The 21036-nt window shown below is 65.8% G+C and carries 22 protein-coding genes; 19 read left to right on the top strand and 3 right to left on the bottom strand.

All coding sequences use genetic code 11. The annotated features are described in order from the left end of the window. The first annotated feature begins 125 nt into the window (after positions 1-125). The 6 genes from nifD (at position 126) to QZ994_RS03885 (ending at position 5212) form a co-directional block, all read left to right on the top strand. Positions 126-1586: a nitrogenase molybdenum-iron protein alpha chain gene (nifD, locus tag QZ994_RS03910; protein WP_290868501.1), complete on the top strand. Its 1461-nt coding sequence runs from the start codon at positions 126-128 to the stop codon at positions 1584-1586. A gap of 98 nt (positions 1587-1684) precedes the next feature. Beyond that, a complete protein-coding gene (gene nifK, locus QZ994_RS03905; protein ID WP_290868497.1) occupies positions 1685-3241 on the top strand; it encodes a nitrogenase molybdenum-iron protein subunit beta in 1557 nt (518 codons plus the stop codon). A gap of 140 nt (positions 3242-3381) precedes the next feature. Next, positions 3382-3699: a hypothetical protein gene (locus QZ994_RS03900; protein ID WP_290868494.1), complete on the top strand. Its 318-nt coding sequence runs from the start codon at positions 3382-3384 to the stop codon at positions 3697-3699. A 13-nt stretch (positions 3700-3712) separates the two neighbouring features. Beyond that, entirely contained in the window at positions 3713-3958 is a 246-nt protein-coding gene (locus QZ994_RS03895; RefSeq protein WP_290868491.1) for a hypothetical protein, read from the top strand. Beyond that, positions 3955-4464: a hypothetical protein gene (locus QZ994_RS03890; protein WP_290868488.1), complete on the top strand. Its 510-nt coding sequence runs from the start codon at positions 3955-3957 to the stop codon at positions 4462-4464. Before QZ994_RS03895 ends, QZ994_RS03890 begins: the two co-directional genes overlap by 4 nt. A gap of 4 nt (positions 4465-4468) precedes the next feature. Continuing rightward, entirely contained in the window at positions 4469-5212 is a 744-nt protein-coding gene (locus QZ994_RS03885) for a YkgJ family cysteine cluster protein (RefSeq protein WP_290868485.1), read from the top strand. 43 nt (positions 5213-5255) lie between these two features. Here QZ994_RS03885 and QZ994_RS03880 read toward each other — a convergent pair whose 3' ends face one another. Together QZ994_RS03880 and QZ994_RS03875 are read right to left on the bottom strand one after the other, a co-directional pair. After that, complete coding sequence (locus QZ994_RS03880; protein ID WP_290868483.1) at positions 5256-5726, bottom strand: DUF1854 domain-containing protein; 471 nt, start codon at positions 5724-5726, stop codon at positions 5256-5258. Between the two features lie 4 nt (positions 5727-5730). Further along, positions 5731-8040: an ABC transporter ATP-binding protein gene (locus QZ994_RS03875; protein WP_290868479.1), complete on the bottom strand. Its 2310-nt coding sequence runs from the start codon at positions 8038-8040 to the stop codon at positions 5731-5733. 137 nt (positions 8041-8177) lie between these two features. Between QZ994_RS03875 and cphA (QZ994_RS03870) the strand changes: the two genes are divergently transcribed. The 9 genes from cphA (QZ994_RS03870) to QZ994_RS03830 all read left to right on the top strand — a co-directional run bounded on the left by cphA (QZ994_RS03870) (position 8178) and on the right by QZ994_RS03830 (position 18080). Beyond that, a complete protein-coding gene (gene cphA / locus QZ994_RS03870; RefSeq protein ID WP_290868476.1) occupies positions 8178-10397 on the top strand; it encodes a cyanophycin synthetase in 2220 nt (739 codons plus the stop codon). A 55-nt stretch (positions 10398-10452) separates the two neighbouring features. Further along, a complete protein-coding gene (gene cphA, locus QZ994_RS03865; RefSeq protein ID WP_290868473.1) occupies positions 10453-13035 on the top strand; it encodes a cyanophycin synthetase in 2583 nt (860 codons plus the stop codon). Between the two features lie 161 nt (positions 13036-13196). Further along, a complete protein-coding gene (gene nifE / locus QZ994_RS03860; protein WP_290868470.1) occupies positions 13197-14696 on the top strand; it encodes a nitrogenase iron-molybdenum cofactor biosynthesis protein NifE in 1500 nt (499 codons plus the stop codon). Between the two features lie 12 nt (positions 14697-14708). Further along, entirely contained in the window at positions 14709-16190 is a 1482-nt protein-coding gene (gene nifN, locus QZ994_RS03855; RefSeq protein WP_290868467.1) for a nitrogenase iron-molybdenum cofactor biosynthesis protein NifN, read from the top strand. Beyond that, positions 16187-16606 carry a nitrogen fixation protein NifX gene (nifX, locus tag QZ994_RS03850; RefSeq protein WP_290868464.1) on the top strand — a complete coding sequence of 140 codons (420 nt, stop codon included), beginning with the start codon at positions 16187-16189 and terminating at the stop codon, positions 16604-16606. The genes nifN and nifX overlap by 4 nt, the downstream gene beginning before the upstream one ends. Continuing rightward, entirely contained in the window at positions 16599-17090 is a 492-nt protein-coding gene (locus tag QZ994_RS03845) for a NifX-associated nitrogen fixation protein (protein ID WP_290868461.1), read from the top strand. The genes nifX and QZ994_RS03845 overlap by 8 nt, the downstream gene beginning before the upstream one ends. A 1-nt stretch (position 17091) precedes the next feature. After that, positions 17092-17283, top strand: a complete 192-nt coding sequence (locus QZ994_RS03840; protein WP_290868458.1) for a CCE_0567 family metalloprotein — start codon at positions 17092-17094, stop codon at positions 17281-17283. A gap of 13 nt (positions 17284-17296) precedes the next feature. Next, entirely contained in the window at positions 17297-17602 is a 306-nt protein-coding gene (fdxB, locus tag QZ994_RS03835) for a ferredoxin III, nif-specific (RefSeq protein WP_290868455.1), read from the top strand. Positions 17603-17669: 67 nt separating this feature from the next. Next, positions 17670-18080 carry a hypothetical protein gene (locus QZ994_RS03830; protein WP_290868452.1) on the top strand — a complete coding sequence of 137 codons (411 nt, stop codon included), beginning with the start codon at positions 17670-17672 and terminating at the stop codon, positions 18078-18080. 13 nt (positions 18081-18093) lie between these two features. Here QZ994_RS03830 and QZ994_RS03825 read toward each other — a convergent pair whose 3' ends face one another. After that, entirely contained in the window at positions 18094-18306 is a 213-nt protein-coding gene (locus QZ994_RS03825; RefSeq protein ID WP_290868449.1) for a TOBE domain-containing protein, read from the bottom strand. Between the two features lie 101 nt (positions 18307-18407). Between QZ994_RS03825 and QZ994_RS03820 the strand changes: the two genes are divergently transcribed. The 4 genes from QZ994_RS03820 to QZ994_RS03805 form a co-directional block, all read left to right on the top strand. Further along, positions 18408-19244, top strand: a complete 837-nt coding sequence (locus tag QZ994_RS03820; RefSeq protein ID WP_290868446.1) for a TOBE domain-containing protein — start codon at positions 18408-18410, stop codon at positions 19242-19244. A 156-nt stretch (positions 19245-19400) separates the two neighbouring features. Then, positions 19401-20102: a molybdate ABC transporter substrate-binding protein gene (gene modA / locus QZ994_RS03815; protein WP_290868562.1), complete on the top strand. Its 702-nt coding sequence runs from the start codon at positions 19401-19403 to the stop codon at positions 20100-20102. Between the two features lie 3 nt (positions 20103-20105). Further along, on the top strand, positions 20106-20804 hold the full coding sequence (modB, locus tag QZ994_RS03810) for a molybdate ABC transporter permease subunit (protein ID WP_290868443.1): 699 nt from the start codon (positions 20106-20108) through the stop codon (positions 20802-20804). A gap of 55 nt (positions 20805-20859) precedes the next feature. Then, the coding region (locus QZ994_RS03805) for an ATP-binding cassette domain-containing protein (RefSeq protein ID WP_290868560.1) at positions 20860-21036 on the top strand (177 nt) is incomplete at its 3' end.

Here is a 21036-nt window from a genome sequence, read left to right as displayed (position 1 = left end):
CGGGTGGGCGTGGTCACCACGCTCGCCTGCCCGGGTGGACCAGACCAGAGGCTGCTGACGATCACACCAAGAAGACCAAAGCAAGACCTCCCGGAACCCTCTGAATCCACACACGGAGTCGCACCATGAGCATGACCGTTGAAGAGCGCAAGGCCCAGAACAAGGCCTTGATCGATGAAGTCCTGAAGGCCTATCCCGAGAAGATGGCCAAGCGTCGCGCCAAGCACCTCGGCACCTTTGAAGAAGGCAAGCCTGACTGCGGCGTCAAATCCAACATCAAGTCATTGCCCGGTGTGATGACCATCCGTGGCTGCGCTTACGCCGGCTCCAAGGGCGTGGTGTGGGGCCCGATCAAGGACATGATCCACATCTCGCACGGCCCCGTGGGCTGTGGCCAGTATTCGTGGGCTGCCCGCCGCAACTACTACATCGGCGTGACCGGCGTGGACACCTTCGTGACCATGCAGTTCACGTCCGACTTCCAGGAAAAGGACATCGTTTTCGGCGGCGACAAGAAGCTGGAAAAGATCGTCGACGAAATCCAGGAACTCTTCCCCCTGAACAAGGGCATCTCGGTGCAATCGGAGTGCCCGATCGGTCTGATCGGTGACGACATCGAAGCCGTGTCGAAGAAGAAGTCCAAGGAACACAACAACCACACCATCGTGCCGGTGCGTTGCGAAGGCTTCCGTGGCGTGTCCCAGTCGCTGGGTCACCACATCGCCAACGACGCCATCCGAGACTGGGTGTTTGACGGCAAGACGAAGAAGGAACACGTCTTCGAATCCACGCCTTACGACGTGGCCATCATCGGCGACTACAACATCGGTGGCGATGCCTGGTCCAGCCGCATCCTGCTGGAAGAGATGGGCCTGCGCGTCATCGCCCAGTGGTCGGGTGACGGCACCATCGCCGAGCTGGAAAACACCCCGAAGGCCAAGCTCAACGTCCTCCATTGCTACCGCTCGATGAACTACATCAGCCGTCACATGGAAGAGAAGTACGGTGTGCCATGGGTCGAGTACAACTTCTTTGGCCCCTCGATGATCGAGAAGTCGCTGCGCGAAATCGCCGCTCACTTCGACGACAGCATCAAGGCCAAGGCCGAAGAAGTCATCGCCAAGTACAAGCCGCTGATGGAAGCCGTCATCGCCAAGTACAAGCCTCGCCTGCAAGGCAAGAAGGTCATGCTGTTCGTGGGTGGTCTGCGCCCCCGTCATGTGATCGGTGCTTATGAAGACCTGGGCATGGACGTGGTCGGTACCGGCTACGAATTCGGCCACAACGACGACTACCAGCGCACCACGCACTACGTCAAGGACGGCACGCTGATCTATGACGACGTGACCGGCTACGAGTTCGAGCAGTTCGTCGAGAAGGTCCAGCCTGACCTGGTGGGCTCGGGCATCAAGGAAAAGTACGTCTTCCAGAAGATGGGCGTGCCCTTCCGTCAGATGCACAGCTGGGACTACTCCGGCCCTTATCACGGCTACGACGGCTTCGCCATCTTCGCCCGTGACATGGACATGGCCATCAGCAGCCCGATCTGGGGCCTGACCAAGGCGCCCTGGAAGAAGGCCGCCTGATCCACCGGATCCCAGCGCACAAGACGCCGGCCCGTCCTGGGGACGGCCGGCGTCCAGAGAACCACTTGAGTTGACCATCGTTATCTAGGAGAGCCACCATGCCGCAAAGCGCAGACAAGGTCCTTGACCACGAATTCCTGTTCCGCGAGCCGGAATACCAAGAGATGCTGGAAGGCAAGAAGGCCTTCGAGTTCAACCACGCCGACGAGAAGATCAAGCAGATCGTCGAGTGGACCAAGACCGAAGACTACAAAGAGAAGAACTTCAAGCGTGACTCCCTGGTGGTCAACCCCGCCAAGGCCTGCCAGCCGCTGGGTGCCGTCTTCGTGGCCAATGGCTTTGCCAAGACCATGAGCTTCGTGCACGGTTCGCAAGGCTGCGTGGCCTACTACCGCTCGCACTTCTCGCGTCACTTCAAGGAACCCACGTCCTGCGTGTCGTCCTCGATGACGGAAGACGCAGCCGTGTTCGGTGGCCTCAACAACATGATCGACGGCCTGGCCAACACCTTCAACCTGTACAAGCCCGAGATGATCGCCGTCTCGACCACGTGCATGGCCGAGGTGATCGGTGACGACCTGAACGCCTTCATCAAGACCTCGAAGGAAAAGGGTTCGGTGCCTGCCGAGTTCGACGTGCCCTTCGCCCACACCCCGGCCTTCGTCGGCAGCCACATCACCGGCTACGACAACGCGCTGCTGGGCATCCTGCAGCACTTCTGGGACGGCAAGGCCGGCACCGTGCCCGCCCTGGAGCGCGTGCCCGACGACACCATCAACTTCATCGGCGGCTTCGACGGTTACGTCGTGGGCAACATGAAGGAAATCAAGCGCATCCTGGGCCTGTTCGGCCTGGACTACAACATCATCTGCGACCCGTCCGAAGTGTGGAACACCCCCACCGATGGCGAGTTCCGCATGTACGAAGGTGGCACGTCCAAGGAAACGGTGATCCGCGCCCTCAACGCCAAGACCACGATCGTCTTCCAGGAGTACAGCGCCGAGAAGACCATCAAGTACCTGAAGGAAAAGGGCCACAACGTGATCGTGCTGAACAGCCCGATCGGTGTTGCCGGCACCGATGCCTTCCTGATGGCCGTGTCTGAAGCCACGGGCAAGCCCATCCCTGCCGAGCTGGAGAAGGAACGTGGCCAGCTGCTCGACGCCATGGCCGACAGCCAGGCCCACCTGCACGGCAAGCGCTACGCCATGTACGGTGACCCCGACGAGATGCTGGGCCTGACGCAGTTCCTGCTGGAGCTGGGAGCCGAACCCGCCCACGTGCTGGCCACCAACGGCGACGAAAAGTGGGCCGCCAAGGTGCAAGCCCTGTTCGACAGCTCGCCTTACGGCGCAGGCTGCAAGGTCTACCCCAAGCGCGACCTGTGGCACATGCGCTCGCTGCTGCACACCGAGCCCGTCGACTTCCTGATCGGCAACACCTACGGCAAGTACCTGGAGCGCGACACCGGCGCCCCGCTGATCCGGATGGTCTTCCCGATCTTCGATCGTCACCACTATCACCGTTACCCGATCTGGGGCTACGACGGCGGTCTGCGCGTGCTGGTCCAGCTGCTGGATGAGTACTTCGAAACCCTGGATGCCAACACCATCATCCCGGGCAAGACCGACTACTCCTACGACATCATCCGCTGATGTCTGGCGAAAAGGGGCGGCGTGGGCTGCCCCTTTTTTTGCCCTGTCTGCTTCGTTCTTTGTCGCCCTTTCACCTGCTCTTTGCCCCACCCTCGATTTGTCCCCTCTGTCTCGATGCCTGATTGGCCTGGAGTGACGCGATGCCTGCAACGTTTGTGAAGACCACGATGGACGGCCGCACGGTCGAAGTGATCGACGGCAAGCTCTGCCTCAATGGTGTGGTGGAAGCCGACACCCTGGTGCCCTTGATCGAGCATCCGAATCGCCAGGCCATCCAGCGGGCCGTGCCTGGCGCGACGCACATGGGCGGGCGCATTCCCCTGCGCCATGACGAGGCCGCCATCGCCCAAGGGGCCATGGACGTGGCCAAGCGCACCTTTTCAGACGACCCCGTCGCCATCGCGGAACGCTTCCGCAAGGTGGTTTGGGCCAAGGCCCAGGCCGAAGGCGTCGAGTAAACAGGAGATCACCATGGTTCGATGTGATGGCGCCCGTGCGGGCTACAAGATGCTGTGCAACGGCTCTCTCTACAAATGCGTGTGCGGCGAAATCGGCTGCACTCAGAACAAGCCCGAGCTGTGCACCAACCAGGGTTTTGACGCGTCTGGCAAGTGCGTGAAGTGCGGTGCCGTGGGCAAGCGTGAGCTGCTGGCACCGGAAGCCGTGGGCTTCATTCGCAGCCTCATGGGCGATCCGCGCCCTTCGGCGGGCGCATGATCTACGTCGTCGAACTGCCCCACGAGGGCGACCCGTCAGCCTGGTTCGCTTTCGATGCGGAAGATTTCTTTCGCAAGGTGGCCGCGGCCGATCCGCTGGACGAGTGGGAGATCCACGACGTCACGACGGCCCGTGAGCTGCTGGACCTGGTGGGGCATGACGGCGAGCCGGATGCGGCCCGAGAGGCCTTCCCCGGCATCTGCAGTCTGGGGGATGAGCACGGCTGGGACACCGACCTCTACCGTGCCGACCACCAACTGGGTCGCGGGGCCTACCAGCCCGAACCGGTGAGCGTCGAGGCCGCTTGCGAGGCGGCTTTGCGGGCCCGCGTGGCCGCAGACTCCGCTCAAGGGCCTTTGCGCGATGTGCGCATTTACTGGAGCGATCCGGAGGCCGTGCTGGCCACCGAGACCATCGAGCCTTTCTATGAGCAGGCCAATGGCTGGCGCGCCCTGCATGCCTTGCGCGAACAGCTGCTGGCCCTGGAAGTGGTGGCGGAGAACTGAACCCATGGGGGCGCCGCAGCTGTCGTCGCTGGCTTACTTCCAGCATCTGCATGGGGCCTATGCCCAGGTTTTGCGCGAGCGGCCCGGGCAGCCAGCCTTGATCGAAGGCCTGCTGAGCCTGGCCTTTGGCAGCTTCGATGCCAACGTGGCCGTGCAGTCAGAAGGGCTGCCCGAGGTCGATTGCGGCCGGGGGTGCGCCACCTGTTGCACGCTGCGTGTGAGTGCCACCGCCCCGGAGGTGTTCTTGATGGCGCGGTTCATCCGGGCGGTGGACCCGGGTCTGCAGGCCCGTGGTGTGGACCTGCCGGGCCAGATTGCCCAGGCCGATGCCCGCACCCAGGGACTGAGCGAGTCCGAGCGGGTCAAGGCCCGCCAGCGTTGCCCCTTCATCGCACAGGGCGTCTGCGTGGTGTACCAGGTTCGGCCGCTGGCCTGCAGGGGCCTGGCCTCGTACGACAAGCGCGCCTGTGCACAGGCTGCATCGGGTCGCAGTGACAGCATCCCCTATTCAGAACCGCACATGAACGTGCGCAGCCTGGTGCAGAACGCCATGCAGTCGGCGCTGCGGGATGCCCAGTTGCCTTGGGGCAGTTACGAGCTGAACCAGTCGCTCACCCTGGCCTTGCGCGATGCCTCGCTCGAGGCACGTTGGCTGGCCGGAGAGGACGTGCTGGCCGCAGCGCGCCTGGAAGAGGTCAGCGAGTCTGAAATGGCCCAGACCTTCGACGCCATCAAGCAGGCCCATTGACGCGGGCAGCAGCTCGCCAGCCTGCTTGAGCCCGCTTGAGCACTCAGAGGAAACGCTCCAGCAGCTTGCGCGAGTGCTTGTCGAGTGCACCCATGTCGCGCACGCTCAGGCTCAGTCCCTGGCTGGCGGCGATCAGCAGGCGGCCGTTGCCGAGGCGGCGGATGTCGTCTTCGCTTTTCAGCACGAAGTGGGTGGGGCCGCGGTCGGTGTCGACCGTCCAGGTGCTGGGCACCGAGAAGGTCGAGACCTCGCGGATGCGTTCGATCACGGGCGTGAACTCCCGCAGCGCCAGTTCGGCCTCGATCAGTTCGCGCTGGGCCGCAGGCAGGGCGCTCAGGCGTGGCACCCAGGCCAGTTCATGGCCTTGCGGGCCGATGAGCGAGAGGCCTTCGTCGGGCGCGGCGATGGGGAAGGCGCGCACGGGCACGGCGCCCACATGGGCCACGCCATCGGTGCCGGTGAACACCAGCTTGCCGAAGGCATCGCGGGCCAGGGTGAAGTCGGGTGTGCTCATGGGGTCATCCCTGGATGGCTGGGGGCGTTGCGGGCAGGGCGGTGTGGTCCAGGGGCTCGGCGTCGAGCAGGGCGTCCTGCTCGGCCTTGCGCGCCTGGGCTTCGTACAGGCGCCAGTAGTGCCCTTGCAGGGCCATCAGCTCGTCGTGCGGGCCCACTTCCACGACCTCGCCGCGGTCCATCACCACCAGGCGATCGGCCTTGCGCAGGGTCGACAGACGGTGGGCGATGGCGATGGTGGTGCGGCCCTTGACCAGGTTGTCGAGCGCGCGCTGGATTTCCTTTTCCGTCTCGGTGTCGACCGCCGAGGTGGCCTCGTCCAGGATGAGGATGCGCGGGTCGATCAGCAGGGCGCGTGCAATCGAGATGCGCTGGCGCTCACCGCCCGACAGGCCCTGACCCCGTTCACCCACCAGCGAGTCGTAGCCCTGAGGCAGGCGCAGGATGAATTCGTGCGCGTGGGCAGCGCGGGCGGCGGCCACGATCTCGTCGCGGGTGGCGCCCGGCTTGCCGTAGGCGATGTTCTCGGCAATGGTGCCGAAGAAGAGGAAAGGCTCCTGCAGCACCAGGCCGATGTGGCGGCGGAAATCGGCCACGGCGATGCGGCGGATGTCGACGCCGTCGACCTTGATGGCCCCGTCGCTCACATCGTAGAAGCGGCAGATGAGGTTGACCAGGGTGCTCTTGCCCGAGCCTGAGTGGCCCACCAGGCCGATCATTTCGCCGGGGCGGATGTCCAGGCTCAGGTTGCGCACCACCGAGCGGCTGCCGTAGCGGAAGCCGATGTTTTCCATGGTGATGCCGCCTTGCAGCGGCGGCAGCTTGACCGGGTTGACGGGCTCGGGCACGTTGGAGACGTGGTCGAGGATGTCGAAGATGCGCTTGGCACCGGCCGCGGCCTTTTGCGTGACCGAGACGATGCGGCTCATGGAGTCGAGCCGGCCGTAGAAGCGCCCGATGTAGGCGATGAAGGCGGTCAGCACGCCCACGGTGATGTCGTGGTGCGACACCAGCCAGATGCCGAAGGCCCAGACCACCAGCAGGCCGATCTCGGTCAGCAGGGAGACGGTGGGTGTGAACAGAGACCAGGTCTTGTTCAGCTTGTCGTTGACCTCGAGGTTGTACTGGTTGGCCGCCTTGAAGCGGTTGGCTTCGCGCTGCTCTTGCGCAAAGGCCTTGACCACGCGGATGCCCGGGATGGTGTCGGCCAGCACGTTGGTGACCTCGCCCCAGACGCGGTCGATCTTCTCAAAGCCGGTGCGCAGGCGGTCGCGCACCAGGTGGATCAGCCAGGCGATGAAGGGCAGGGGCACCAGGGTGACCAGGGCCAGCCAGGGGTTGATCGAGACCAGGATGGCCGCCGTCATGGCGATCATCAGCACGTCGGTGGCGAAGTCGAGCGCGTGCAGCGAGAGGAAGACGTTGATGCGGTCGGTCTCGGAGCCCACGCGGTTCATCAGGTCGCCGGTGCGCTTGCTGCCGAAGTAGTCCAGCGAGAGGCGCAGCAGGTGTTCGTAGGTGGTGGTGCGCAGGTCGGCGCCGATGCGCTCGGACACCAGGGCCAGCAGGTAGGTGCGGGCCCAGCCCAGGCTCCAGGCCAGCAGGGCCGACAGCAGCAGCCCGCCCAGCAGCAGGGTGACCTTGTGCTGGTCGATGGTCTGCCCGTTCTGGAAGGGGATCAGCACCTCGTCCATCAGCGGCATGGTGAGGTAGGGCGGCACCAGTGTCGCGGCCGTGGAGGCCAGGGTCAGCCCGAAGCCGGCGGCCAGTTTGCCCTGATACGGTTTGGCAAAACGCCACAGGCGCAGCAGCACCCAGGTCGAGGGCGGGGTTTGCAGCTCGCGGTGGCAGACCGGGCATTCCTCGCTGTCGGGCGGCAGTTGGGCCTTGCAACTGGGGCAGAGGCTGGCGTCTTCGGCCTGGGCGGCGTCGCCGGTGGCGAGGGCGGCCTGGTGGCGCTTGAACTGCTCGATCAGGCGCAGAACCTGGGCCTGGGCTTCGAGGGTGAAATGCCAGACGGCCAGGCGTTGCTGGCTGTTTTGCAGGGTCAACACCCCGACGCCAGCGTGGTCGTGCTGGTGCAGGGCCAGGTCGGCGGTCAGTGCCCACTCGGCCCAGGGGGCCGCGGTTTCAGGCCGACTTGCCAGGCGCCGGGTGGTCAGCACCAGCGGGATGGCGCAGAATTGAAGTTGAGCGTTCAGGTCAACCTCCAGGCTGGCCAGAACGTTCTCCCCTGGTGCCAGCGACAGATTTGCGCTGGATTGTTCGGATACGGCCTGACGCCCGGAGGCGTCGACGGAGTGATGATGGTGCATGGTGATGGTATGGCCCGGCTGGGTCTCGACTCCGCGACCCCTGGTGCAAGGTGTGGCATTTTGACCGATGCCGGCCTCACAATCGCGTTCTCGCTTTTCACCAGCTGGTCCGACCGGGCGCAGTAATCAAGCTGGACATGACCCAAAAGAACGACATCGCGCTGCAGCGCATCAATTACCTCCGTGGCCCGAACATCTGGACCTACCGTCCGGTGCTGGAAGTCTGGCTGGACCTGGGTGAGCTGGAAGCTTTCCCCTCCAACCTGCTCCCGGGCTTCAATGAACGCCTCACAGCCTGGCTGCCAGCCCTGATCGAACACCACTGCGGTGTTGGCGAGCGGGGTGGTTTCCTGGCCCGCCTGCAGGAAGGCACCTGGGCCGGCCATGTGCTGGAGCACATCGTCATCGAGCTGCTGAACCTGGCCGGCATGGCCACGGGCTTTGGCCAGACGCGCTCCACCAGCCAGCCCGGCGTCTACCGCATGGTGTTCCGTGCGCGTGACGAACAGGTGGCGCGTGTGGCGCTGCAACAGGGCCACGCCCTGATCATGGCCGCGATCAACGACACGCCCTTCGACGTGAAAGCGGCGGTCGACGCCATCCGCACCCAGATCGACGACTGCTACCTGGGCCCCTCCACCGCGGCCATCGTGGGCGCCGCCACCGACCGGGGCATCCCCCACATCCGCCTGAACGATGGCAACCTCGTCCAGTTGGGCCATGGCAGCGCCCAGCGTCGCATCTGGACGGCCGAGACCGAGCGCACCAGCGCCATCGCTGAAGGCATCGCCGGCAACAAGGACCTGACCAAGACCTTGCTCAAGTCTTGCGGCGTGCCCGTGCCCGAGGGCGAGGTGGTCGACAGCCCCGAAGCCGCCTGGGATGCGGCCGAGGACATCGGCCTGCCGGTGGTGGTCAAGCCGCTGGACGGCAACCATGGCCGGGGGGTGTCGCTGGAACTGAGCACCCGCGAAGACATTGAAGCCGCCTACCGCATCGCGGAACAGGAGGGCAGCGAGGTCATCGTCGAGCGCTTCATCCCGGGCGACGAGCACCGCGTGCTGGTGGTTGGCGGCAAGGTCGTGGCGGCGGCGCGTGGCGAAAGCCTGCACATCACCGGCAATGGCCGCGACACCGTGGTCCAGCTGATCGACAGCCAGCTCAACTCGGATCCCCGCCGTGGCGAGGCCGAGGAATTCCCGCTCGAGACCATCGTGCTGGAGCGCGAGCCCGCCATGCGCCTGCTGCTGGAGCGCCAGGGCCTGAATGGCGATTCCGTGCCGGCCGACGGCCAGCGCGTGCTGGTGCAGCGCAATGGCAACGTGGCCATCGACTGCACCGACGATGTCCACCCCGACGTGGCCTTTGCCGCCTCGCTGGCCGCCCGCGTGGTGGGCCTGGACATTGCCGGCATCGACCTGGTGGTGGAAGACATCTCCAAGCCGCTGGGCCCGCAGCGCGGCGCCGTGGTCGAGGTCAACGCCGGCCCGGGCCTGCTGATGCACCTCAAGCCGGCCGAGGGCCTGCCGCGTCCGGTGGGCAAGGCCATCGTCGACAACCTGTTTGCCGAAGACGAGTCCGGCCGCATCCCGATCATCGGGGTCGCGGGTTCGCAGGGCACGGCCAACATCGCCCGCCTCACGGCCTGGCTGCTGCACCTCAGTGGCCGCCACGTGGGCCTGGCCTGCCGCGAAGGCCTTTTCCTGGGCAGCCGCAAGGTGGAAGCGGGCGACCGCGCCAACTGGGCCTCGGGTCAGCGCCTGCTGATGAACCGCGAGGTCAATGCCGTGGTGCTCGAAAACAGCGCCGCCAGCATCCTCAATGATGGCCTGGCCTACGACCGCTGCGCCGTGGGCGTGGTGACGGATCTGCTGGGTTCCGAAGCCCCCGTGGCACCGGCCCTGGCCGAGCACGACATCCACGAGGCTGGGCAGATGTTCAAGGTGCTGCGCACCCAGGTGGACGTGGTCCTGCCCGATGGCGTGGCCGTGCTGAACGCCGCCGACGAGCGACTGGTCGAGATGGCCGAGTTGTGCGATGGCGACGTGATCTTCTATGACCTGGACCACGAGAACCCCGTCCTGGTGGCCCATCGCGAGAAGGGCGGTCGCACGGTGTCGGTGGACGGCCACCACGTGCTGCTGAGCCACAACGGGCACAGCCCGGTTCGCTGTGCCGACCTGAATGGCCACGCCGCCCGCCGCATGGTGGCCGGTGGCGCCGACCAGTCGGTGCCGGGCGCCACCGTGCGTTACCTGCTGGCCGCCGTGGCCGCGGCCTGGGCCCTGGGCATTTCGCCCGAGCTGATTGCCGCCGGTCTGGAAACCTACGACCCCGCACCGCGCGCTGCGCGCTGAGCCCCTGGCTGGCGCACCGATACGCTTTGAGCAAAGCATTGAGAGAGATAGGCTGATGGACGTTTCCCGTATCCGGGCCCTGCGTGGTCCCAACCTCTGGAGCCGCCACACGGCGATCGAAGCCGTGGTGGCCTGCGAGCCGGCCGAGCGCGAGCTCAGCCTGCTCGATGGCTTCGAGGTGCGCCTGCGCAAACTCTTCCCCACCCTGGGCCCGCTGCGCCCGGATGGTCGCCCGGGGCAGATCTCGCTGGCCCATGTGCTGGAGGCCGCCACCCTGGCCCTGCAGGCCCAGGCCGGTTGCCCGGTCACCTTCAGCCGCACCGCGGCCACGGTGGAAGCCGGCATCTACCAGGTGGTCGTCGAGTACAGCGAAGAGGCCGTGGGCAAGCTGGCGTTCGAGCAGGCCCGCGCCCTCGTCGATGCGGCCTTGAACGACGGCAGCTTCGATGTCGAGGCCTCGCTGGCCGCCTTGCGCGAGCTCGATGAAGACGTCCGCCTGGGCCCGAGCACCGGTTCCATCGTGACCGCTGCTGCCGCGCGCGGCATCCCCTGGCGCCGCCTGACCCAGGGCAGCCTGGTGCAGTTCGGCTGGGGTGCCAAGCAGCGCCGCATCTGGGCCGCCGAGGTCGACACCACCAGTGCCGTGGCCGAGTCCATCGCGCAGGACAAGGACCTCACCAAGCGCCTGCTGGCCGCCGCTGGCGTGCCTGTGCCCATCGGCCGCCCGGTGACGGACGTGGACGACGCCTGGGTCGTGGCCCAGGAGATCGGCCTGCCCGTGGTCTGCAAGCCCCAGGACGGCAACCAGGGCAAGGGGGTGACGGTCAACATCGTCAGCCGCGAGCACCTGGCCATTGCCTACAAGGCCGCGGCCGAAATCGGCCAGGTCATGGTTGAAAAATACCTGCCAGGCAACGATTTCCGCCTGCTGGTGGTGGGCGACAAGCTGGTGGCTGCCGCCCGCCGCGATCCCCCGCACGTGATCGGTGACGGCGTGCACACCGTGCGCGAACTGGTCGACAAGGTCAACGCCGACCCGCGCCGTGGCGAAGGCCACGCCACCTCGCTCACCAAGATCCGTTTCGACGACATCGCCATCGCGCGCCTGGAAGTGCAGGGTCTGGAGCCGAGTTCCGTGCCCGAAAAGGGCCGCCGCGTCATCCTGCGCAACAACGCCAACCTCTCCACCGGCGGCACCGCCACCGATGTGACCGACGACGTTCACCCCGAGGTGGCCGCCCGTGCGATCGCCGCGGCCCAGTGCATTGGCCTGGAGATCTGCGGGGTCGATGTGCTGGCCGAGAGCGTGCACAAGCCCCTCGAAGAGCAGAACGGTGGCATCGTCGAAGTCAACGCCGCGCCCGGCCTGCGCATGCACCTCTCGCCGTCCTTCGGCAAGGGCCGCAACGTGGGTGAGGCCATGGTGGCCAACCTCTACAAGCCGGGTGACGATGGTCGCATCCCCGTGGTGGCCGTGACCGGCACCAACGGCAAGACCACCACCGCCCGCCTGACCGCGCACCTGCTGGCCACCAGTGGCCTGCGCGTGGGCATGACCAACACCGATGGCGTCTACGTGAACGGCCGCCAGATCGACAGTGGCGACTGCTCCGGCCCCAAGAGCGCCCGCAACGTGCTGATGCACCCCGATGTGGATGCGGCCGTCTTCGAGACCGCCCGTGGCGGCATCCTGCGTGAAGGCCTGGGTTACGACCGATGCCAGACCGCGGTGGTGACCAACATCGGCGCCGGTGACCACCTGGGCCTGAACTACATCACCACCGTCGAAGACCTGGCCGTGCTCAAGCGCGTGATCGTCATGAACGTGGCGCCCACGGGCTACGCCGTGCTCAATGCCACCGATCCGATCGTGGTGGCCATGGCGCCCAAGTGCCCTGGCGGTGTCATTTTCTTCGCGGCCGATTCGCACAACCCCGTGCTCACGGCCCACCGTGCGCAGGGCAAGCGCACCATCTCGGTCGATGGCGACGCCATCGTGGTGTGCGAAGGCAGCTGGCGCGAAACCCTGCCTCTGCGCGACATCCCCATCACCCGCGGTGGCAGCATCGGCTTCCAGGTCGACAACGTCATGGCCGCGGTGGGCGCAGCCTGGAGTTCGGGCCTGGACTGGGACAGCATCCGCAACGGCCTGGCCAGTTTCGTGAACGACGCCGACAACGCCCCCGGCCGCTTCAATGTGATGGACTTCCGCGGGGCCACCGTGATCGCCGACTACGGCCACAACCCCGATGCCATGCGCGCCCTCGTGTCGGCCGTGAACGCGCTGCCGGGCAAGCGCCGCTCGGTGGTGATCAGTGGCGCGGGCGACCGCCGCGACGAAGACATCCGCGAGCAGACCGCCATCCTGGGTGAGGCCTTCGATGACCTGATCCTCTTCCAGGACGCCTGCCAGCGTGGCCGCGAGGACGGCGAGGTGCTGGCCCTGTTGCGCGAAGGCCTGAGCAAGGCCCAGCGTGTGCAGCGTGTGGACGAGATCCGGGGCGAGTTCATCGCCATCGACACCGCCTTGTCGCGCTTGCAGCCTGGTGACCTCTGCCTGGTCCTGGTCGACCAGGTTGAAGAGGCCCTGGCCCATCTGGCTCAGCGCTGTGCCGACGGCGTGGTGCCGACGCCCTGATCGGCGCTTGAAGCATTCCTGACAGCCTTCTGTCGGGTTTGTGCGAAACACAAAGGGCTCACTGCGGTGGGCCCTTTTGCTTAAGTGCTTGATTCCAAAAGAATCGCGAGCTGGCACCGAAGCTGCAATACCTGGTTCAACCCGCCCACCGGAGTCGAACCATGGCCGCATCGCTCAAACAGAAGATTGCCGAAGTCTTTGACGAACCTGGTTGCGACAAGAACCAGGGCAAGAGCGAGAAGGAACGCAAGAAGGGCTGCACCAAGCAGCTGTCGCCCGGCGCCGCTGCCGGGGGCTGCGCCTTCGACGGCGCCAAGATCGCGCTGCAGCCCATCGTGGACGTGGCCCATCTGGTGCACGGCCCCATCGCCTGCGAGGGCAACAGCTGGGACAACCGGCACAGCGCCTCGTCTGGCTCGCAGCTCTACCGCACGGGCTTCACCACCGACATCAACGAGCTCGACGTCGTCTATGGCGGCGAGAAGCGCCTGTTCAAGTCGGTCCGGGAGATCATCGAGAAGTACAACCCGCCGGCGGTTTTCGTCTACCAGACCTGTGTCACGGCGCTGATCGGAGACGACATCGAAGCGGTGTGCAAGAAGGCTTCGGAGAAGTTCGGCAAGCCGGTGATCCCCGTCAACAGCCCGGGCTTTGCCGGCCCCAAGAACCTGGGCAACAAGCTGGGCGGCGAGTCCATCCTGGACTACGTCATCGGCACCGAAGAGCCCGAATACACGACGCCTTACGACATCAACATCATCGGCGAGTACAACCTGTCGGGTGAGCTCTGGCAGATCAAGCCCTTGCTCGATGCCCTGGGCGTGCGCATCCTGAGTTGCATCTCGGGCGACGGTCGCTACCACGAGGTGGCCAGCAGCCACCGCGCCAAGGTCAACATGATGGTGTGCAGCAAGTCGATGATCAACATCGCCACGCGCATGGAGAAGAACTGGGGGATCCCGTACTTCGAGGGCTCTTTCTACGGCATCGGCGACATGAGCGACACCCTGCGCCAGATCGCGCGCCTGCTGGTGAAGCAGGGCGCCGGCGCCGACCTGATCGACCGCACCGAGCGCCTGATCGAGGTAGAAGAGGCCCGCGCCTGGAAGCGGCTGGAGAAGTACAAGGAGCGCCTCAAGGGCAAGCGCGTGCTGCTGATCACCGGCGGCGTGAAGAGCTGGTCGGTGGTCTCGGCCCTGCAGGAAGTGGGCATGGAGATCGTCGGCACCTCGGTGAAGAAGTCCACCAAGGAAGACAAGGAAAAGATCAAGGAGATCATGGGCGACGACGCCCACATGATCGACGACATGACGCCGCGCGAGATGTACGCCATGCTGCGCGACGCCAAGGCCGACATCATGCTCTCGGGCGGCCGCTCGCAGTTCATCGCGCTCAAGGCCCGCATGCCCTGGCTGGACATCAACCAGGAACGCCACCACGCCTACGGTGGCTACGAGGGCATGGTGGAACTGGTCGAAGAGATCGACAAGGCACTCTACAACCCGGTGTGGCAGCAGGTGCGCATCCCCGCACCGTGGGACGAGGTCGATGCCGGCATGCTGCAGGCCGATCCCTTCGTGAAGCCGGTCAAGGCCGAAGGGCAGGGCGGTGGTGGCCACGGTCACGACCAGGGTCATGGTCACGAGCACGCTCACGCCTGAGGGGACACGACCATGGCCAAGACCGTCGAGTCCAAAAAAGCCTGCACCGTCAATCCGCTGAAGATGAGCCAGCCTCTGGGGGCCAGCTACGCCTTCCTGGGCCTGGACAGCTGCATGCCCGTGATGCATGGCTCGCAGGGCTGCACCTCTTTCGGCCTGGTGCTGTTCGTGCGCCACTTCAAGGAAGCGATCCCGCTGCAGACCACGGCGATGAACGAGGTGACCACCATCCTGGGTGGCTACGAGAACATCGAAGCGGCCCTGCTCAACATCCGCAAGCGCGCCGCGCCCCGCATCATTGCCATCTGCTCCACCGGCCTCACGGAGACCAAGGGCGACGACGTCGACGGCTACCTGCAGATGGCCCGCAAACGCAAGCCGGAGCTGGACGACACGGCCCTGGTCTACATCTCCACGCCCGACTACGTGGGTGCGTTCGAAGATGGCTGGCGCGTGGCCGTGAAGGGCATCATCGAGCACCTGGTGCCGGACGTGACGCCCGAGCAAGCTGCACCCGAGAAGGTGGCCACGCAGGTCAACCTGCTGCCGGGCAGCCACCTCACGCCGGGCGACCTCGAAGAGATCAAGACCATCCTCGATGACTTCGGCCTGAGCGCCATCACCCTGCCCGATGTGTCGGGCTCGCTGGACGGGCACATTCCGCCAGATTGGCGTGGCACCACGCTGGGCGGCAGCCGGCACGACGACATCGCCCGCATGGGCGGCTCCATCGCCACGCTGGCCATTGGCGAGCAGATGCGCGATGCGGCCGAGGCGATGCAGCAGCGCACGGGTGTGCCTTACCACCTGTTCGACCGCCTGACTGGCCTGGAGTGCAACGACGCCTTCCTGATGACGCTCAGCCAGTTGAGCGGCCAGCCTGTGCCACAGAAGTACCGCCGCCAGCGCAGCCAGTTGCTGGACGCCATGCTGGACGGCCACTTCTACCTCGGCCACAAGAAGGTGGCCATCGGTGCCGAGCCCGACCTGCTGTATGCGGCCGGTTCGATCCTGCACGAGATGGGCGCCGAGCTGACGTGCTGCATCACCACGACCAAATCGGCCGTGTTGGACAAGCTGCCTGCCGAGACCGCGCTGCTGGGTGACCTGGAAGACCTGGAGACCGGCGCCAAGGCGTGCGACCTGATGATGACGCACTCGCACGGCCGCCAGGCCGCCGAGCGCCTGGGCAAGCCTTTCTTCCGGATCGGTTTCCCCATCTTCGACCGCATCGGCAACGCCCACCGCGTGATGGTGGGCTACCGCGGCACACGCCAGTTCATCTTCGAGGTGGCCAACCTGATGATGGCCCACATCCCCCATGCCGAGCCGGACACCTGGCCGCTGCCGGAGGCCGCCCAGCGCGTGGCCCAGCCGCTGCCTGCGGTGGCCGAGCTGCCTTGGCCCAAGGTGGCCCCTGCCGGTGCCAGCGCGCCGCAGGCCGCCGACCTCAGCACCAATCACACCACAGCCGCGGACGGAGTCTCCCCATGAAAATCGCCTTCAGCACCCAGGACAAGGAACGCGTTGACGCGCACTTCGGTTGGGCCAAGAACCTGGCCATCTACGAGGTCACGCCCGACAGCTACACCTTCATCGAGAACCTCGAGTTCGGCGGCAAGCTCGAAGAAGACGGCGACGAGGACAAGCTCGCGCCCAAGCTGGAGGCCATCAAGGACTGCGCCATCCTGTACGTGGCCGCCATCGGTGGTTCGGCCGCAGCCCGCGTGGTGGCCGCCAAGATCCACCCGATCAAGGTGCCGCAACCCGAAGCCATCCTGGACATCCTGGAAAAACTGCAGGAGGTGCTCAAGGGCACCCCGCCTCCCTGGTTGCGCAAGGCCCTGATGAAGGACCAGGCCGCCACCGCCCCCAACTTTGAAGACGAAGACGAGGTCAACCATGGCTGATGCTGCCACCCTTGACGCGCCCGCCGCGCCCACCGAAGAAGAACTGATGGCCACGCCCTTTGTGCGTGAGCTGGTCAAGGTGCTGCGCGCCCAGGACACCCACGGCACCTGGGAAGGCAAGAGCGACCGCACCCTGCTCGACCCTTTCATCCTCACGGCGGAACAGCGCCGCGAACTGCCCATCATCGGTGACCCGGACCCGGAAATCCTCTGGCGCATGGAGCTGTTCTACAACGCCGTGGGTGTGGCCATCGAGCGCGAAACCGGCAACATGGTCTCGCCCATGATGAAGATGAGCCACGAAGGCTTTGGCCGCCTGGTGCTGCTGGCCGGCCGCCTGGTCGTGTTCAACAAGCAGCTGCGCGACGTGCATCGCTTCGGCTTTGCCTCGTTGCAGAAGCTGGCCGAGCAGGGCGGCAAGTTCTTCAATGAAGGGGTGGCCATGGTGCGCCAGTACCCCGAAGTCGCGAACTACGGAGCCTGAGATGGACGCCGACGAACTCAAAGCCAAGCTCAAGAAGCTGAACGCCCAGGCCACGCAGGCCAAGATGGACCTGCACGACCTGTCGGAAGAGCTGCCCACCAACTGGGAGAAGATCCTGGAGGTGGCCCAGCGCGCCCATGACACGCATGCCGCCTTGATGGAAGCCCGCAAGGCCGCCGCGGCCGCCGCCTGAAGGAGAGGGTGAGATGAGCACGTTTTCCGTCACCCTGCCCAGTGGCGAGACCTGGGAACCCAAGTTCGTTCAGAACATCAACGAAGACACCTGCATTGGCTGTGGCCGCTGCTTCAAGGTCTGTCCGCGTGGTGTGCTGGAGCTGGTCGGCCTCAATGACGAGGGCGAGCGCGTCAAGGTCTCGGACGACGAGGACGATGACGAAGAGTACGAAAAGAAGGTCATGACGATCGCCCATCAGGAGATGTGCATCGGCTGTACTGCCTGCTCGAAGATCTGCCCCAAGAAGTGCTACACGCACGGCGCGGCCACGGTCTGATCCCCTGAGGCGGAGGGCCTGAAGCCCTCCGTTTTTTTGTCGCTCCGCGATGGATGGAGAGATGCGCATGCACCATACGCTGTATATATCTGGCTATAACGATGGGCGAGCCCGCAAGGCCAAGCGGGCCACGCACCTGGCCCACGAGATGGACTGGCAGGCCCGCCTGCCGCCCAACTGGAAGGACCAAGTGGTGGGGCCCTTGTGGGTCCAGGTGCACCGTGACCACGATGTGGGGGCGGAGCGCTGGATGGGTTACAACGAGGACGACCAGCCCTGTTACTGCCGCTACCGCTTCGTGATCTCGCGCCAGGAGGTGCAGCCCGGCGAGCCGGACCGTCGCTTGTCCTACTGCGAGGACCTGACCGCCTGGCTGCTGCGCGATGGCCGATGGGTGATTCACCGCGAGATCCTCAGCCAGGCTGAGCGGCCTACGTCGTACAGTTTCTATTCGCTCAGCGAGCGCATGCCGCGTTGAGCGGGTGAGCGGCTCAGGCGGATGTGGCCAGCAGCACGTCGCTGGCCTTGATGACCGAGGTGACCGTGCCACCCACCTTCAGGCCCAGGCGGCTGACGCTGTCGGCGGTGACGATGGCCACGAGGGTCTGGCCTCCGGCAAGGGCGACTTCGACCTCGGCGTTGATGGTGCCCAGGCGGATGGCGACGACCTGGCCTTCAAAGGTGTTGCGGGCGCTGATGTTCATGGGGATTCCTCGGGCGCGACGCGCTGGCACGGCATTTGCGCTATGGTTCTGCGTATACAAGGGGCGCGTGGTGTGGCCCCAGTCTAGTGGGAGATGGACCGATGTCGGCGTTGCAGACCCAAGGGGTGAGCGGCCCCCGCCTGACGGGCAAGCTGGAGGTGTCCACCGAAATGGGCGCCTTCCTGGGCGACACCCGCATCCGGCTGCTGGAGGCCATTGCCCGGCACGGGTCGATTTCCCAGGCAGCAAAACACGTGCCCTTGTCCTACAAGGCCGCCTGGGACGCTGTGGACGCGATGAACAACCTGTCCGAAGCGCCCCTGGTTGCCCGCACCACCGGTGGCAAACACGGCGGTGGCACGGTGCTCACCGAGCAGGGTCAGAAAGTCGTGGCCCTCTACCGCGCCATGGAGGCCGAATACCAGGCGGCGCTGGACCGGCTCACGGCCCGCTGGGGTGAGGTCGAGCAGGGCAATGTGCGGGGCGTGCAGCAGCTCATGCGGCGCATGGCCATGCGCACGAGCGCGCGCAACCAGTTTGCCTGCACCGTCAGTGGCCTGCGCGCCGGTGAGGTCGATTACGAGGTCTTCCTGCGGCTGGATGGCAGACAGGAGCTGGTGGCCGTCATCACCCGCGAGTCGGCCGAATCCCTGGGCATGGCCATCGGTACCGAGGTGGTGGCCCTGATCAAGGCCCCGGCGGTGCTGCTCTTGACCGACGAGCGCCTGCGAACCAGTGCGCGCAACCAGCTCTGGGGCACGGTGTCGCGGGTGCTGGACGGGCCGGTGAACACCGAGGTCACGCTCGACCTGGGCGGAGGCAAGTCGGTCACCTCGGTGGTGACGCAGGAATCGGTCACAGCCTTGGGGCTCAGTGTCGGTGCCCGGGCTTGTGCGGTGTTCAAGTCATCCAGCGTGATCTTGTCTGTGCTGGGGTGAGGGCGGCTCGCCCTTTGTCGGGGGGAGCAAAGCCTTGTGATGTTTGATCGTTTTGTCTCAACAGGAGTGTGCGAAATGTCGGTTTTGTCGTGGGGTGTCTTGCGTCGGCGTGGGGTGCTGGCCTGTCTGGTCTCAGCTCTGGGCGTCTTGCCCTCGATGGCTGCCCTGGCCGGTGAGGTTCAGGTGGCGGTGGCGGCCAACTTTGCCGGGCCCTTCCAGAAGATCGCGGCCGAATTCGCAGCCCAGACCGGCCACAAGGCCGTGGTGGCCACGGGCTCGACCGGCAAGTTCTACACGCAGATCCAGCAGGGGGCACCGTTCGAGGTGCTGATCGCGGCCGACGACGAAACACCCCAAAAGCTGATCGCAGAAGGGCTGGGCGTGAAAGGCGAGGCCTTCACCTACGCCATCGGCAAGCTGGTGCTGTGGAGCGCCAAGCCCGGCCTGGTCGATGACCAGGGCGCCGTGCTGAAGAAGGGCAGCTTCGAGCACCTGGCCTTGGCCAACCCCAAGGTGGCGCCCTATGGTGCGGCGGGCGTCGAGACGCTGAAGGCCCTTGGACTGTACGAGGCGGTGGCGCCCAAGATCGTGCAGGGCGACAACATTGCCCAGGCCCAGCAGTTCGTGGCCACGGGCAATGCCGAACTGGGCTTTGTGGCCCTGGCGCAGGTGGCCCCGCCTGACAAGCCCGTGGTCGGCTCCTACTGGCTGGTGCCGCCCAAGCTGTACACACCCATCCAGCAGGATGCGGTCTTGCTGAGCAAAGGGGCCGCCAATCCCGCCGCCAAGGCCCTGATGGCCTACCTGCGTGGGGATGCAGCCAAGGCGGTGATCAAGTCCTACGGCTACGGGCTCTGAGCGATGCCCCTGCAAGCCGAAGACGTGCAGGCACTGGTGCTGACCGCCGAACTGGCCTCGCTCACCACCCTGATCCTGTTGGTGCTGGGCACGCCGGTGGCCTGGTGGCTGGCCCACACGCGCTCGGCCTGGAAAGGGCCGGTGGCCGCGGTCGTGGCCTTGCCGCTGGTGCTGCCACCCACGGTCATCGGCTTTTACCTGCTGCTGCTCATGGGGCCGAATGGCCTGGTGGGCCAGTTCACGCAGAGCCTGGGCTGGGGGCTGCTGCCCTTCACCTTCAAGGGGCTGGTCGTGGCCTCGGTGCTGCATTCGCTGCCCTTTGTGGTGCAGCCGCTGACGCAGGCTTTCGAGGCCCTGGGCCCGCGTCCGCTGGAGGTGGCCGCCACCTTGCGCGCCGGTCCCTGGGACCGTTTCGTCACCGTCGCCCTGCCGCTGGCCAAACCGGGCTTCCTCACCGCCGCGGTGCTGGGTTTCGCCCACACGGTGGGCGAGTTCGGCGTGGTGCTGATGATTGGCGGCAACATCCCTGGCGCGACCCGGGTGTTGTCCATCGCCCTGTACGGCCATGTGGAGGCCAATGAAGTGAACGAGGCGCAGTGGCTTGCCGCGGGCATGGTGGCCTTTGGATTTGCAGTGATGTGGTTGCTCTACCTTGTCTCCGGCCGCGGGCCCATGTCGGCCAGGGGGGCACACCATGCCTGACTGGATGGCACCCTGGCAAGCCCTGAGGGGCCGTTCGGATCGGGCCGTGCAGGCCATGGCTGTGGGGCTGCCTGGCGCCATCCACGCCCGCCTGAGCCTGGCTCACCCCGGGTTTGAGCTCGACGTGGACCTGCAACTGCCCGGCAAGGGCGTCACGGTGCTGTTTGGGCCATCGGGCTGCGGCAAGACCACGGTCCTGCGCGCCCTGGCGGGCCTGGGGCGGGCGCGGGGC

The organism is Aquabacterium sp., assembly GCF_021768455.1.
Lineage (GTDB): Bacteria > Pseudomonadota > Gammaproteobacteria > Burkholderiales > Burkholderiaceae_C > Aquabacterium.
The sequence above is the reverse complement of the archived record's forward strand: the minus strand, read 5'-3'. Positions and strand labels throughout refer to the sequence as shown.